Genomic DNA, 13,777 nt, shown 5'->3' on the forward strand with positions numbered 1-13,777 from the left:
TTGTATCGCGCTGTGCCGGCCGCGCACTCGTTTGGGGCGATAGTTGGCGGCTATTGGCAAGGTAGGGTGCGCTGTGCGCACCACCTCTTGTTTGTCATATGCGATCGAGCGGTTGCCCTACTGCCTTTGCCGGTGCGCACGGCGCACCCTACATGCAGGGCTCCATCAGAACGGGGCCGGGCACTCGAAGCGCATACGCTCGCCGGTCTGCGGGTGGGTCAGGGCGAGCATGCTGGCATGCAGGCACAGGCGCTCATGGGCAGCCAGTGCCTGCTCGTGTGCATACAGGCGGTCGCCGAGCAATGGGTGACCGATGGACAGCATATGTACGCGCAACTGGTGCGAGCGGCCGGTGATGGGAGTGAGTTCGACCCGGCACCAGTCGCCGCAACGCTCGATGATGCGCCAGTGGGTCAGGGCGTGTTTGCCCAGTTCATGATCGACCACGTGGCGTGGCTTGGTCGGCGGGTCGTAGCGCAGCGGCAGATCGATGCTTCCGCTATCGGCGTCGGGTTGGCCCCAGCACAGCGCGGTGTAGGCCTTCTCGGTTTCACGGTCGTGGAACTGCCGCGACAGTTCACGGTGGCTGTCGGCGTCGCGGGCCAGGACGATGATGCCGGACGTTTCCCAGTCCAGTCGGTGGACGATACGCGCCTCGGGGTAGCCGTTCTCCTGCAGACGGGTGACCAGGCAATCCTTGTTGTCATCGGCCCGGCCGGGCACTGACAGCAGCAGGGTAGGCTTGTTGATCACCAGCAGGGCGGCGTCCTGGTGAATGATTTCGATCTGGCTTAGCGGCATGGTGTGTAGGCTGGTGTAGGAGCGAATTCATTCGCGATGCTGTTGGCCTGCAGGGGCTTCGCGGATGAATCCGCTCCTACAGATTTGCGTTGCTACAAACGAACACGGCGGCCGAAGCCGCCGTGAGCGTTACCGATCGTGTTTAGCGATCCGGCAGGGTGATGTTCAACTCCAGAATCGAGCAGCTGCCCTGGTCTTCCAGTGCGACCTGCACGTCCTTCTGGTCGATGTTGACGTACTTGCGGATCACCGCCACCAGCTCCTGCTGCAGAGCAGGCAGGTAGTCGGGCTGGCTGCGTTGGCCACGTTCGTGGGCAACGATGATCTGCAGGCGTTCCTTGGCGATGGATGCAGTGGTTTCCTTCTTGCGTGAACGCAAGAAGTCGAAAATATTCATTCTCGACCTCCGAATAGGCGCTGCAGGAAGCCCTGCTTTTTCACATCGAGGAAGCGATGCGGCATTTCCTTGCCGAGCAGACGGTCGACTGCATCGCTGTAGGCCTGGCCGGCGTCGCTCTGGTCGTCGAGGATGACCGGGATACCCTGGTTGGAGGCCTTGAGTACGGCCTGCGACTCGGGAATCACGCCGAGCAGGCGGATGGCGAGGATTTCCTCGACGTCCTCGACGCCGAGCATTTCGCCCTTGGTGACGCGCTCAGGGTTGTAGCGGGTCAGCAGCAGGTGTTCCTTGATCGGCTCTTCACCTTTCTCGGCGCGGCGCGATTTGCTCGCCAGCAGGCCGAGCATACGGTCGGAGTCACGTACCGAGGAGACTTCCGGGTTGGTCACGACAATGGCTTCGTCGGCGAAGTACATGGCCAGGTGCGCGCCTTTCTCGATACCGGCCGGCGAGTCGCAGACCACGTATTCGAAGTTTTCCGACAGCTCGGCGATGACTTTCTCCACGCCTTCCTGGGTCAGCGCGTCCTTGTCACGGGTCTGGCTGGCGGCCAGCACGTAGAGATTCTCCAGGCGTTTGTCCTTGATCAGGGCCTGGGTGAGGGTGGCTTCGCCGTTGACCACGTTGACGAAGTCATACACCACGCGGCGTTCGCAGCCCATGATCAGGTCGAGGTTACGCAGACCGACGTCGAAATCGACGATGACGGTCTTGTGCCCGCGCAGGGCGAGGCCGGTACCGATGGCAGCGCTGGTGGTGGTTTTACCGACGCCACCTTTGCCGGAAGTGACTACGAGGATCTTGGCCAAGGTGATTCACCCCAAAAAATGAAGATAATGCGGGAATCTGTGGCCATTGAAGGCTTCCAGATGCCCTTTTTTGTGTCCTGCCGTCTTTGGCGGCCACCTTTCGGGCCGTCGCAGAGCAACGTCAAAAAACGCTTCCGGCGTTTTTTTGTATCCCTGGAAAAATGGCCGCAGTATCCGTTAAAGGCGGGTGATGTTCAACACGTCACCCGACAGGCTGACCTGCACGGCATCACCCCATAGCGGGTCACGGCGCAGGTCTTCGGCGACCTTGTAATGGCCCGCGATCGACAGCATTTCGGCGCCCATCTGTTGGCAGAAAATTCTGGCCTTGGCGTTGCCCTTGATACCTGCCAGGGCGCGGCCGCGCATGGGCGCGTAAACATGGATGTTGCCATCGGCGAGAAGTTCCGCCCCGGCGCTGACCGGGGCCAGCACGATCAGGTCTGCACCTTGAGCGTAGATCTGTTGGCCGCCGCGCACCGGCGTGGTGACGATGCGGCTGGGCTTGTGCTCGGGCTCGGCCGGTTTTTCCTCCACCTTCTTCGGCGCCGGGTCGAGCGGCCGCTCACGGGCGCCGGACGGCGGCAGCACGGGCAGGTCGAGGGCTTCGGCGGCGGCCACGTCGGTTTCGCGCGAGGCACGGATGGCCAGTGTGCGCAGGCCATGACGGCGACAGACAGCCATCAGCTCGGCCAGGTCAAGTTCGCCTTCGCCCTCCGGCAGCTTGTCCAGGGCCAGCACCAACGGGGTGTTGCTGAAGAAGGCGGGAGCCTGGGCGACCTTTTCCGTCAATTGCGCGTCGAGGCGTTCGAGGTCGTTGTGGGCCAGTTCCATCACGGTGATGGCGAGCATGCTGCCCTTGAGCTGGAACACGGGGTCTTGGGCGAGGAGATCAGGTTGGCTCATGGTCGGACGAGGAGACTTCTGCAGCGCTACGAAAGGTTGCCGGACTTATAGCGGTATCGACTGCGCACCGCAACTCGAAGGCCGTATGCAGGGCATTGACCAGCAAACCTGGGCTTCGTTCTCAGATGCGCCGGGTTGCGGGCGAGGCCGACGGGCAAACTGGGGTAGAATGCGCGGCCTTGTCAGTGACCGGACCCGCTTCATGGAACGCCCCCGCTTTCGCCGCTATTTTCTTCACCCACGCTTCTGGCCAATGTGGCTGGGGCTCGGGTTGCTGTGGCTGGTGGTGCAGTTGCCTTACGGCTGGCAGCTGAAGCTTGGACGGGCACTGGGCTGGTTGATGTTGCGCACGGCCAGTTCACGTCGGCAGATCGCTGCGCGCAACCTGCAGTTGTGTTTCCCCGACAAGAGCGCTGCCGAGCGCGAGCGTCTGCTGAGGGAGAATTTTGCTTCTACCGGCATCGCCTTCTTCGAAATGGCCATGAGCTGGTGGTGGCCCAAGTCGCGGTTGGCCCGGCTGGCCCATATCGAGGGGCTGGAACACCTGCAGCAGGCGCAGGCCGAAGGTCAGGGCGTGATCCTCATGGCCGTGCACTTCACCACGCTGGAGATCGGTGCGGCGCTACTGGGCCAGCGTCATACCATCGATGGCATGTACCGCGAGCACGACAATCCGTTGTTCGATTTCATTCAGCGCCGTGGCCGTGAGCGGCACAACCTGGACGCGACCGCCATCGAGCGTGAGGACATTCGCGCCATGCTCAAGGTGCTGCGCGCCGGTCGTGCCATCTGGTATGCACCAGACCAGGATTACGGGCGCAAACAGAGCATCTTCGTCCCGTTGTTCGGCATTCCGGCCGCCACCGTCACGGCCACGACCAAGTTCGCGCGTCTGGGCAAGGCGCGCGTGGTGCCCTTCACTCAGCGGCGTTTGGCCGACGGCAGTGGTTACCGTCTGGTCATCCATCCGCCGCTGGACGGGTTCCCCGGTGACAGTGAGGAAGCTGATTGCCTGCTTATCAATCAGTGGATCGAGCAGGTGGTCAGCGATTGCCCCGAGCAATATCTGTGGGCGCATCGACGCTTCAAGACGCGCCCCGAGGGCGAGCCGAAGCTGTACGGGAAGCGCAAGTAGCCCATCTATACTGCAACGAAAAACAGGATCACCCGATGACTGTCATCGCCCCCCCTCACGAGCCCGTTACCGGGCTGATTCTTTCCGGTGGCGGGGCGCGGGCGGCTTATCAGGTCGGAGTACTGGCGGCCATCGCCGACCTGCTGCCCGATCCCTCACGCAATCCCTTTCCTGTCATCGTCGGCACTTCGGCGGGGGCCATCAACGCGGTCAGTCTGGCCTGCGGCGCGTTGCAGTTCGGTGAGGCGGTGCGCCGGCTCACTTCGGTGTGGCAGAGTTTCCATACCCATATGGTCTATCGCAGCGACTGGCCCGGGGTGCTGCGTCAGGCGGCGCGCTTCGTCGGTCACAGCCTGCTGGGCATGGGCAAGGATATTCCGGTGGCCTTGCTCGACAGCTCACCGCTGCGCGAGCTGCTGGCGCGCGAGCTGGATTTCTCCGGTATCGCAGCAGCGGTGCGGCATCGTCAGTTGCGAGCGATTGCGGTCACCGCCTTCGGTTACGAGAGCGGTCAGGCTGTGACCTTCTATCAGGGCCGTGCCGCTATTGATCCCTGGTTTCGCCATCGCCGCGTGGGTATTCCCACGCGTCTGCAACTCGAGCACTTACTGGCCAGCGCTTCGATCCCGCTGATCTTCCCGCCGGTGAAGATCAATCGGGAGTATTTCGGCGACGGCGCCGTACGCCAGGCGGCGCCCATCAGCCCGGCGCTGCACCTGGGAGCCAGCCGGGTGCTGGTCATAGGTGTCAGTGGTAATGCTCAGAGCGAGGCGAACCAGCCTGCGCCCCGCGTCGCCAGCAATCGGCCGCCGAGCCTGGCACAAATAGGCGGGCACATGCTCAACAGCACCTTTATCGACAATCTGGAAACCGATATCGAGTTGCTCGAACGGCTCAATCAGATGAGCGAGCTGGTGCCGCCGGAGCGCCGACCGCGGGGGCTGGGATTGAATCCAGTGGATGTTCTGGTGATCGCGCCCAGCCAGCCGCTGGACCAGATCGCGGCGCGCCATCAGCGTGAGCTGCCCAGGGCGCTACGCTTGTTCCTGCGTGGGCCCGGAGCGACCAAGGCCGGTGGCGCCGGTGTGCTCAGTTACCTGTTGTTCGAGCCAGGTTACTGCAGCGAACTGATCGAGCTGGGGTATCAGGACGCCATGGCGCGCAAGGCCGAGCTCTGCCGTTTTCTAGGCCTGGCCGAGCTCGCACAGCCGGCCTGAAAGGCTCAGGCCAGTACGCCATCGCGAAAATCGCGCAAGGCCTGCTCGATCTCCTCGCGAGTGTTCATCACGAACGGCCCGTACTGCACGATGGGCTCGTTCAGCGGTGTGCCGGCGATCAGCAACACGCGTGCGCCGTGAGTACTGCTTAGTTGTAGCTGACCTTCGTCGGACAGGCGTACCAGGCGCCCGGCGCTGATCGGCTGCGCACTGCTGTCAGGCAGCTCCAGCAACCCCTCGTAGACGTACAGCATGACTCGTTGGCCATCGCCCAGGCGCGGTACGACGCGGCTGCCTGCCGGCAGATGCAGATCGAACAACTGCGGTTGGGTGTGCGGGCGCTGCACGGCACCTGTCTGACGAATTTCGCCATCGTCGAACTCGCCTGCGATGACCACCACTTCCACACCGTTGACCGTGATAACGCGTGGAATCTCGGTAGCCGGAATGTCGCGATAACCGGCATCGCCCAATTTGTCCTTGGCCGGCAGGTTGAGCCACAGCTGAAAACCGCGCATGGCACCGGATTCCTGCTCCGGCATTTCGCTGTGGATGATGCCGCGTGCAGCCGTCATCCACTGTACGCCGCCGCTGCCCAGCAGGCCGACGTTGCCCAGGTGATCCTCGTGGCGCATGTGGCCTTCGAGCATATAGGTGATGGTTTCGAAGCCACGGTGCGGGTGCGGCGGGAAGCCGGCGATGTAGTCGTCGGGGTTGTCGGTGGAGAACTCATCGAGCATCAGGAATGGGTCGAAACGCTCCAGACCCGGACCGCCGATCACTCGGTTGAGGCGTACGCCGGCACCGTCGGAAGCGGGCTGCCCAGGCTGAATGCTGATAACGCGACGTTGTTGGGTCATGGCATTGAGCTCCATTCGATTCAAGCAATGGACTCATGCTATGTCAGGTGAATCGATTGATGGGTGCAATTTATCCGGCTTAAATATCGGTTAAGTCGATATTTAAGCCGTGTTACTTCAATCGGCAATCTTGAGTTTGCGCGACTCATGATAGAAGTAGCGCAGTTTCTCGTACTCGAACGGCGAGTTGAGCTGACCGTAGCGGAAGCTGGTGTTGGCGCGCGTGTCCACCGCACGTAAGGCAGTGATCGCCGGGTTATCGCGGCTGGCGTCAGCCACGTCGAGGTAATTGACTGCGTTCTCCAAACCATAATCCGCCACCAGTCCCCCGGTGTCTCTGAGGTTGGAAGGGCCAAGCACCGGCAGCATCAGGTACGGCCCGGCTGGTACGCCGTAGTAACCAAGCGTCTGGCCGAAGTCCTCGCTCTGCTTGGGCAGGCCCATGTGCGTGGCGGGGTCCCAGATACCGCCGATGCCAAGAATGGTGTTGAACAGCAAGCGCGCAGTGCTGTTCATCGCCCGCTGTCCTTTGAGCTGCAGCAGGCTGTTGGCCAGGGTCGGTATTTCCCCAAGGTTGCTGAAAAAGTTGTGTACGCCGGTTTCCACCAGATCCGGGGTGACGTAACGGTAGCCGTTGACTACCGGCAGGAACACCCATTGATCGAAGCGGTAGTTGAAGTGGTAGACACGGCGGTTCCATGACTCCAATGGGTCGTAGACCTGCAAGGCATCGCTTGAGGCGCGTTCGAACTCCTGCTGATCCAACCCAGGGTTGAACTTCAGGTTCTGCAGAGGATTGGTGAAACCATCGGCGTCGACTTCACCGGCCAACGCGCTCCCACTGGCGAGCAGCAGGGCAATATATAGAGTGCTGTGCTTAACCACGGAAGAACTCCAGCATGGCGTCGCTGTTGACGCGGTAGTTGAGGTTGCCGCAGTGCCCGCCACGCGGGTAAAGGGTCAGGCGCTCGCCGAAGGTGTGGCGCAGGAATCCGATGTCGCCCTTGCCGAGAATCAGATCGTCGGCGTTATGCATCACGGCTATCTTGTCGCTGCCTTTGAGATAGTCCTCGAGCGCGTAGAGACTGCTCTGCTCGATGAGTTGGTTGAGGCTGCCGCCGTCGTAACGCACACGCCACATGGGCATCAGTTGTTCGGCGATATAGCAATCGAAATCACAACGCAGGGCCATCTGGAAGAATGGGGTTAGGCTGGTACTTTCGGTGATGCGGTAGTCGCGCGGGGTGATAAGACCGCGGCGGTTGAGCAGGTCCGAGGTGAAGACGATATCGGCGGAGGAAAAGCGGAACGAGGTGCCGATCAGCATGGCCATCTGTTCGTCGGAGAGCTTTTCCTTGGACTGCTGAAAGTCGTAGAGCATCGCCTCGTTGATATCCAGGTAGCCTTTGTCGTTGAAGTAACGAGTCAGTTTGCCCAGCACCAGGTCGTAAAAGTTGGTGCTGTTGTCGATGCCCTGGACGCTGGTCTGCACCAGCTTGTCGAGATTGCTGACCGAGGTGTAGAGGTTCACCGGCGGGTTGAGCAGCAGCACGCGCTTGAAATCGAAGGCGCGGCGGGTTTCATCGATCTGGCTGACGAATGCCGCATGCAGCGCACCGAGACTGTAGCCGGTCAGGAGATATTCGCTGACCTGTAATTTCGGGTGCTGGGCCCGTACGGCCTGCATGGCGCGGTAGAGATCGTCGGCATCGTCCGGGCTGTAGCCGGGCGTGGCGAAGCGCGAGGCGGCTGCCATGAAGTCGTAGCTGGTCGGCGAGGACAGTTGCACGACGTGGAAGCCGGCGCCGTAGAAGAGTTTCTTCAGGTATTCGGTGGTCCCGCTGGCGTAATGCGCACCGGTGCCGGCGATGATGAAGATCAGCGGCGCACGGCCTTTCTGCTCGGCCAGGCGGTAGCGCAACTTGGTCACCGGCCAGAAGTTGTCCAGCAACTCGAACTCACGGTCCGGGCGCAGGCGTACGGAGTAGTCGCTCTGATCGATGTCGCTGTCATCGGGCAGAGCCGGGCGTAGCTCCGGCGGCGTGGTGGCGATGGTGGCTTCGAAGGGATTGGTCAGTGGGTAGCCATAACTCTGCGCATCCACATCGGCGGCCGTCGCGGAAATACAGAAGACCAGGCCGCCGAGCAGGGCGGTGAGTCGGGCAAGGCTGGGCATGTGGTAAGTCCCTTTAATAAGAGAACATCGGGATTGAAACGCTGGCTTATGACAGCACCAAGTCGGGCAAAGTGCCATGGCACCGTCAACAAGATACATCGGATCGCGTTTCGCTCTTTTCTGACTCCGCCTCTTGCTCGAATCACTTCATGGTCTCGGTAAGGCGATGGCCGGGGGAATGCAGCTCGTCTCAGGCGTGGTGATGCAGCCATGCGTGCTTGGGAATCGACGCTTCGCGCTTGCGCTGCTCGAACCGTGCCCAGACCTTTTCATGGAAGTAGAAGCCAACCGAGTTGCACAGGGGTTCGACGGCAGCTACCAGCCCACTGACGGCGATGCTGCCAGTCAGGACATAGGCGACGCTGAACGCGATGCAGAAATGCATGATAGTGAAGGTCAGAGTCTTGAGCATGGCGCACCTCGATGAGAATGATTTTGTCTTGTGTTCAAAACTAGTCTCGTTCGAGTGATTGATGAAATTTTGCGTTTGTATGGTTGTGATAGGTATTGGTTATGGCGAGGTTTTCAGTGAGAGTCACCATCCATGCGCGCGGGGCGGATGGCAGGGAGGAGAGCTAGGTGTTCTGGCGAGTCGCCGCAGATGCGCTGGTAGTGCTGCACCTGGGATTCATCCTGTTCGTGCTGCTGGGTGGCTTGCTCTCGTTGCGTTGGTCTGGCGTGCTCTGGGCGCATCTGCCAGCGGTCTGCTGGGGGGCGCTGGTTGAGCTCCTTCACCTGGGCTGTCCGCTGACTCCCTGGGAGAATCGGCTGCGCCAGGCGGCGGGGCAAGAGGGTTATCACGGCGGCTTCGTCGAGCATTATCTGATACCAATCATCTATCCAGCCGGGCTGACACCGCAGCTCCAGTTGTGGCTGGGCTTCGTCGTATTGCTGGTTAACGCGCTGGTGTACGGCTGGTTGATCTGGCGCTGGCGCAGGAGGGCGTAACCACGATTTGCCCAGCCCATTCATGAATCTGATGAAGGGCCGTAGGTTTCATTTCCTTCGCTACACTGGCGCCATCGCAAGCAAACATTGAAGGCAGGGCTGCTATGCAAAACCGCATGATGATCACTGGCGCGGGCTCCGGCCTTGGGCGCGAAATTGCCCTGCGTTGGGCGCGCGACGGCTGGCGCCTGGCGCTGGCCGATGTCAACGAAGCCGGTCTGGCGGAAACCTTGAAACTGGTGCGCGAAGCGGGCGGTGACGGCTTCACCCGTCGCTGCGACGTGCGCGACTACAGCCAGTTGACCGCCCTGGCACAGGCCTGCGACGAGCAGTTCGGTGGCATCGACGTTATCGTCAACAACGCCGGCGTAGCCTCCGGTGGTTTCTTCAGCGAGCTGTCGCTGGAAGACTGGGACTGGCAGATCTCGATCAACCTGATGGGGGTGGTCAAAGGGTGCAAGGCGTTCCTGCCGCTGTTGGAAAAGAGCAAGGGCAAGATCGTCAACATCGCCTCCATGGCCGCGCTGATGCAGGGCCCGGGCATGAGCAACTACAACGTGGCCAAGGCCGGCGTGGTGGCCTTGTCGGAAAGCCTGTTGGTGGAGCTGCGCCAGCTGGAGATAGGCGTGCATGTGGTATGCCCATCCTTCTTCCAGACCAACCTGCTGGATTCATTCCGTGGTCCGACCCCGGCGATGAAGGCTCAGGTGGGCAAACTGCTGGAAAGCTCGCCGATCAGCGCGGCGGACATCGCCGACTACATCCACGATGAAATGGCCAACGGCAGTTTCCTGATCCTGCCGCATGAGATGGGGCGTATGGCCTGGGCACTGAAGCAGAAGAATCCGCAGGCACTGTACGACGAGATGGCCAGCATGGCCGAGAAAATGCGCGGTAAGGCCAAGCCTGCCAGCTGACCATTGGGTCAGTTATTTAGCTTGCAGGCTTGCCTGGCGCAGCCTGCAGGGTTAGGGTTGCGGCCCCGGCCTGCCTGCCGTAATGACCTCGGATACTTTGTGAAACCAGTCCCTCGGCCCCTGCTTCTGGTGGCCCTGGTGCTGGCGGCGATCAATTTGCGCCCCGGCATCACCTCTCTTGCCCCACTGATCGAACGTATCGCTGCGGAACTGTCTCTGAGCCGTAGCTTCATCAGTCTGACTACGGCCCTGCCTGTTCTGTGCATGGGCCTGCTCGCGCCGTTGGCACCTCGGCTGGCCCTGCGCTGGGGGCTCGAGCGGACTATCGTGCTCTGCCTCGGGTTGATCGGCCTGGCGCTGCTTGCGCGTCTGGCTGCGCATCAGAGTGTGGTGCTGATTGGCAGTGCCATTGCGCTGGGCGCCGCTATCGCGGTTGCCGGGCCGCTGCTGTCGGGATTCATAAAACGCCACTTCGCCAGTCAGATGGGGCGTGTGGTGGGGTGGTACTCACTGGGTATGGCCATCGGCGGAGCTGGTGGAGCGGTGCTCACCGCTCCCGCGACCGCGCTGTTCGGTGATGCCTGGCATCTGGGGGTGGCCGTGTGGGCGGCGCCGGCATTGTTCGGCGTGATGCTCTGGCTGTGGTTGCCGAATCAGGCCGGAGATGTCGAAGGGCGCGAAAGTGGCGGTTTGCCCTGGCGACAGCCGCGCGCCTGGTTGATCAGCTGCTTCTTCGCACTTCAGGCTGGGTTGTTCTATGCCATCGCGACCTGGGCCGTGGCGCGTTATCACGAAGCGGGCCTGAGCATGTTGCGCAGCAACTCGCTGCTTAGCCTCGCCATGCTGATGGGGCTGCCCAGCTCGTTTCTCTTGCCCTGGCTGGCGCAGCGCTACAACGCTCGTTATCCACTGTTGCTGGCCTGCGGTGCGATCAGTTGCGCTTGTCTGGCGATGGTTACCTTCATGCCGCGTTTCGTTCCCGAGCTGTGGGCAGTGATCATGGGCTTTTCTCTGGGCGGTTCTTTCGCTTTGTCCCTGGTTTTGCCGCTGTATGAAGCGGGATCGCCACTGGCTGTCAGCCGCTGGACGGCAATGATGCTTTTCACCGGTTACAGCCTGGGCTGCCTGACGCCGATCCTCACGGGCCTGGCTCGAGATCTCTCCGGCAGCTATCGACTGCCATTCGCAGTGCTGACTGCGCTGGCGCTGCTGATGACGCTGGTAGCCTGGTTGCTGGGGCGTAACCGACGCCAGTCGAGCTGAAGAATTCGGGCCAGTTCCTTTCTTGCCCTGGCAGGCTGTGTTAGAAGGCTTTCTGCTTTTTCAGGAGTGCCGGTGTGGAGTCCGAATCCATCGTTTATGGCTGTATCCGCGACTGGCCCTCGGATGACCCCGAGCTTCGTCGTCTGCGTCGTGACACCAACCATGGGGTACTTGCCGAACTGCCAGCAGGTGAGCTCTGGCCGTTTCTCGGTCGTGAGATGTTCTCCTTCTGCGAGTTGCCCGGGGCAGGCCTCTATCAGACTCAGGTCATTCATTTCGGCGCCAGCTACGGCGCGGTCGAATACGAGTGGAACCTGTGGATCGAGGCTTTCGAGGCGTTGCTCAAGCGCTTGTACTGGGCCAGTGCGGTGGTCCATCTGGACACCGAGCTCAATGGCACGCATACCTTTCGCTGGGAGTCCGACAGCGGGTTCCACAGCCCGCAGGAAGGCTCCCTGCGCGTACGCTGCGCCTGGGAACGCGAAGGGACATTGCGTGGTTAGGACAAGGTGATGACCAACGCTTTGTGGTTTCTGCTCGCTGCGGTGTTCGAGATCGCCGGCTGTTACGCCTTCTGGATGTGGCTACGGCTCGACCGCAGTGCCTGGTGGGTTTTGCCGGGGTTGCTGAGCCTGACGCTGTTCGCCCTGATTCTGACGCGGGTCGAGGCGTCGTTCGCCGGGCGAGCCTATGCCGCCTATGGTGGTGTCTACATCGTAGCCTCACTGTTCTGGCTGGCGATGATCGAGAAGACCCGGCCGCTTTTCAGCGACTGGGCGGGTGCGGTGCTGTGCGTGATCGGGGCGCTGATCATCCTGCTGGGGCCAAGGCTGCAGGCTTCCTGATCTGCTTATAAGTAGTCGAAGTAAAAAGTTCCGCTGTCATCAAATCTTTATATATCAGCAACTGAGCTGAAATAACCCCCCGCCAAGATTCCCCCCAACACGAACGAGCCCATCGCTCGGGTGTTTTCAACACTAAAGTCCAACAGGGGAATTTCTCGATGATCCGTAAGCACTTCGCCGGTTTCGTAGCCAGCGCCCTGGCTCTGGCCGTCTCCGCCCAGGCTTTCGCCGGTACCGTTACCACTGATGGCGCCGATATCGTGATCAAGACCAAAGGCGGTCTGGAAGTCGGCACCACCGACAAGCAGTTCGGCTTCAAGATCGGCGGTCGTCTGCAAGCGGACTACAGCACCTTCGATGGCATCTATACCGCTAACGGTGACAACGCCGATGCAGCCTACTTCCGTCGTGCTTTCCTGGAGCTGTCGGGCTATGTCTACAAAGACTGGGCATACGTGATCAGCTACGACTTCTCGCACAATGCTGGCAGCTCCGAAGACGGTTACTTCGACGAAGCTTCCATTGCTTACAACGGTTTCGCTCCAGTCTCCATCAAGGTGGGTCGCTTCGATCCCGAGTTTGGTCTGGAGAAAGCCACCAGCTCCAAGTGGGTTACCGCTCAGGAGCGTAATGCCGCTTACGATCTGGTTGACTGGGCCAACGGCCACCAGAACGGCCTGGGTATTCAGGTTTCCGGTACCGCAGGCGACTCGCTGTACGGCTCGTTTAGCCTGAGCTCCAAGGATCAGAACGACGTTGACGGTGAAAGCACCAAGCAGTTCAACGTACGCGGTGTCTTCGCCCCGATGCATGAAGCTGGCAACGTTCTGCACCTGGGTGTGAACTACGCTCAGCGCGATCTTTCCGATACCGCTTTCGACGGCCGTATCCGTAGCCGTATGGGCATGCGCGGCGTAAGCACCAGCGGCGGTAATGATGCTGGCACCAACGGCAACCGTCTGGTTTTGGGAGGCATCAACGTTTCCCCGGCCGGTTCCTACGATGACGACAGCGCCTTCGGTATCGAAGCTGCGTTCGCCATGGGGCCGTTCTCCGTGCAAGGTGAGTACATCAAGCGCGAAATGGAAGCAGATAGCGCTGCCTTCGACGATATCGAAGGCAAAGGCTATTACGCCCAAGTGGCCTACACCCTGACCGGTGAAGCTCGCGGCTACAAACTCGGCAAGTTCGACGCTATCAAGCCTGACAACAAGCAGATTGGTGCCTGGGAACTGTTCTACCGCTACGACAACCTGTCGGTTGATGACGACAACGGTGCTCGTGCCGCTATTGGCGATATCGAAGCCAAAGTGCATAACCTGGGTGTGAACTGGTACGTGAACGACTCCGTCAAGATCAGCGGTGTGTACGTCAAGGCCAAGGTCGACAACGCTACCAACGCCAACGGTGATGACGACGGCGACGGTATGGTCTTCCGCGCTCAGTATGTGTTCTAAGTAAAACCTGATTGCTCCTTTTTTAACCCCGCCATGTGCGGGG

At 60.9% G+C, this 13,777-nt stretch carries 16 protein-coding genes; 8 read left to right on the forward strand and 8 right to left on the reverse strand.

Features of this window, described 5'->3' with window-relative positions; translation table 11 throughout:
* Positions 1-165 precede the first annotated feature (165 nt).
* The 4 genes from ACJRW5_RS22990 to minC form a co-directional block, all read right to left on the reverse strand.
* A complete protein-coding gene (locus ACJRW5_RS22990) occupies positions 166-801 on the reverse strand; it encodes an RluA family pseudouridine synthase (protein WP_484572806.1) in 636 nt (211 codons plus the stop codon).
* Positions 802-943: 142 nt separating this feature from the next.
* A complete protein-coding gene (minE, locus tag ACJRW5_RS22995; protein ID WP_037047177.1) occupies positions 944-1,198 on the reverse strand; it encodes a cell division topological specificity factor MinE in 255 nt (84 codons plus the stop codon).
* Positions 1,195-2,010, reverse strand: a complete 816-nt coding sequence (gene minD, locus ACJRW5_RS23000; protein WP_484572807.1) for a septum site-determining protein MinD — start codon at positions 2,008-2,010, stop codon at positions 1,195-1,197. Before minD ends, minE begins: the two co-directional genes overlap by 4 nt.
* Before the next feature lie 177 nt (positions 2,011-2,187).
* Positions 2,188-2,916: a septum site-determining protein MinC gene (minC, locus tag ACJRW5_RS23005; protein ID WP_484572808.1), complete on the reverse strand. Its 729-nt coding sequence runs from the start codon at positions 2,914-2,916 to the stop codon at positions 2,188-2,190.
* Positions 2,917-3,118: 202 nt separating this feature from the next.
* Here minC and ACJRW5_RS23010 point away from each other — a divergent pair, with 202 nt between their 5' ends.
* Both ACJRW5_RS23010 and ACJRW5_RS23015 read left to right on the forward strand, forming a co-directional pair.
* On the forward strand, positions 3,119-4,051 hold the full coding sequence (locus tag ACJRW5_RS23010; RefSeq protein ID WP_484572809.1) for a lipid A biosynthesis lauroyl acyltransferase: 933 nt from the start codon (positions 3,119-3,121) through the stop codon (positions 4,049-4,051).
* A gap of 35 nt (positions 4,052-4,086) precedes the next feature.
* On the forward strand, positions 4,087-5,268 hold the full coding sequence (locus ACJRW5_RS23015; protein ID WP_484572810.1) for a patatin-like phospholipase family protein: 1,182 nt from the start codon (positions 4,087-4,089) through the stop codon (positions 5,266-5,268).
* A 5-nt stretch (positions 5,269-5,273) separates the two neighbouring features.
* Here the strand turns inward: ACJRW5_RS23015 and ACJRW5_RS23020 are convergent, their stop codons facing one another.
* The 4 genes from ACJRW5_RS23020 to ACJRW5_RS23035 form a co-directional block, all read right to left on the reverse strand.
* On the reverse strand, positions 5,274-6,128 hold the full coding sequence (locus ACJRW5_RS23020) for a pirin family protein (RefSeq protein ID WP_484572811.1): 855 nt from the start codon (positions 6,126-6,128) through the stop codon (positions 5,274-5,276).
* Between the two features lie 117 nt (positions 6,129-6,245).
* On the reverse strand, positions 6,246-6,989 hold the full coding sequence (locus ACJRW5_RS23025; RefSeq protein WP_484572821.1) for an MlaA family lipoprotein: 744 nt from the start codon (positions 6,987-6,989) through the stop codon (positions 6,246-6,248).
* A 16-nt stretch (positions 6,990-7,005) separates the two neighbouring features.
* A complete protein-coding gene (locus tag ACJRW5_RS23030; RefSeq protein WP_484572812.1) occupies positions 7,006-8,304 on the reverse strand; it encodes an alpha/beta fold hydrolase in 1,299 nt (432 codons plus the stop codon).
* Between the two features lie 190 nt (positions 8,305-8,494).
* Positions 8,495-8,716 (reverse strand): DUF2061 domain-containing protein, encoded by a 222-nt coding sequence (locus ACJRW5_RS23035; protein ID WP_484572813.1) that lies wholly within the window; start codon positions 8,714-8,716, stop codon positions 8,495-8,497.
* 167 nt (positions 8,717-8,883) lie between these two features.
* Here ACJRW5_RS23035 and ACJRW5_RS23040 point away from each other — a divergent pair, with 167 nt between their 5' ends.
* From ACJRW5_RS23040 to ACJRW5_RS23065, 6 genes are all read left to right on the forward strand, one after another.
* Positions 8,884-9,252 carry a DUF2784 domain-containing protein gene (locus ACJRW5_RS23040; protein ID WP_484572814.1) on the forward strand — a complete coding sequence of 123 codons (369 nt, stop codon included), beginning with the start codon at positions 8,884-8,886 and terminating at the stop codon, positions 9,250-9,252.
* A 104-nt stretch (positions 9,253-9,356) separates the two neighbouring features.
* Positions 9,357-10,169, forward strand: a complete 813-nt coding sequence (locus ACJRW5_RS23045) for an SDR family oxidoreductase (RefSeq protein WP_484572815.1) — start codon at positions 9,357-9,359, stop codon at positions 10,167-10,169.
* A gap of 99 nt (positions 10,170-10,268) precedes the next feature.
* Positions 10,269-11,432 carry an MFS transporter gene (locus ACJRW5_RS23050; RefSeq protein ID WP_484572816.1) on the forward strand — a complete coding sequence of 388 codons (1,164 nt, stop codon included), beginning with the start codon at positions 10,269-10,271 and terminating at the stop codon, positions 11,430-11,432.
* 74 nt (positions 11,433-11,506) lie between these two features.
* Positions 11,507-11,935, forward strand: a complete 429-nt coding sequence (locus ACJRW5_RS23055) for a hypothetical protein (RefSeq protein ID WP_484572817.1) — start codon at positions 11,507-11,509, stop codon at positions 11,933-11,935.
* Positions 11,936-11,944: 9 nt separating this feature from the next.
* Complete coding sequence (locus ACJRW5_RS23060; protein ID WP_484572818.1) at positions 11,945-12,277, forward strand: YnfA family protein; 333 nt, start codon at positions 11,945-11,947, stop codon at positions 12,275-12,277.
* Positions 12,278-12,435: 158 nt separating this feature from the next.
* Positions 12,436-13,734 carry an OprO/OprP family phosphate-selective porin gene (locus tag ACJRW5_RS23065; RefSeq protein ID WP_484572819.1) on the forward strand — a complete coding sequence of 433 codons (1,299 nt, stop codon included), beginning with the start codon at positions 12,436-12,438 and terminating at the stop codon, positions 13,732-13,734.
* Positions 13,735-13,777: the final 43 nt, after the last annotated feature.

The sequence above is a fragment of the Pseudomonas pichavaramensis genome (assembly GCF_050473265.1).
Lineage (GTDB): Bacteria > Pseudomonadota > Gammaproteobacteria > Pseudomonadales > Pseudomonadaceae > Aquipseudomonas.

Bases quoted from the DNA above. Each gene is read 5' to 3' on its own strand.
- ACJRW5_RS23035 (WP_484572813.1), bottom strand. From the start codon at position 8,716: ATGCTCAAGACTCTGACCTTCACTATCATGCATTTCTGCATCGCGTTC.
- ACJRW5_RS23030 (WP_484572812.1), bottom strand. From the start codon at position 8,304: ATGCCCAGCCTTGCCCGACTCACCGCCCTGCTCGGCGGCCTGGTCTTC.
- ACJRW5_RS23015 (WP_484572810.1), top strand. From the start codon at position 4,087: ATGACTGTCATCGCCCCCCCTCACGAGCCCGTTACCGGGCTGATTCTT.
- minE (WP_037047177.1), bottom strand. From the start codon at position 1,198: ATGAATATTTTCGACTTCTTGCGTTCACGCAAGAAGGAAACCACTGCA.
- ACJRW5_RS23020 (WP_484572811.1), bottom strand. From the start codon at position 6,128: ATGACCCAACAACGTCGCGTTATCAGCATTCAGCCTGGGCAGCCCGCT.
- ACJRW5_RS22990 (WP_484572806.1), bottom strand. From the start codon at position 801: ATGCCGCTAAGCCAGATCGAAATCATTCACCAGGACGCCGCCCTGCTG.
- ACJRW5_RS23010 (WP_484572809.1), top strand. From the start codon at position 3,119: ATGGAACGCCCCCGCTTTCGCCGCTATTTTCTTCACCCACGCTTCTGG.
- ACJRW5_RS23045 (WP_484572815.1), top strand. From the start codon at position 9,357: ATGCAAAACCGCATGATGATCACTGGCGCGGGCTCCGGCCTTGGGCGC.
- minC (WP_484572808.1), bottom strand. From the start codon at position 2,916: ATGAGCCAACCTGATCTCCTCGCCCAAGACCCCGTGTTCCAGCTCAAG.
- ACJRW5_RS23065 (WP_484572819.1), top strand. From the start codon at position 12,436: ATGATCCGTAAGCACTTCGCCGGTTTCGTAGCCAGCGCCCTGGCTCTG.
- ACJRW5_RS23060 (WP_484572818.1), top strand. From the start codon at position 11,945: ATGACCAACGCTTTGTGGTTTCTGCTCGCTGCGGTGTTCGAGATCGCC.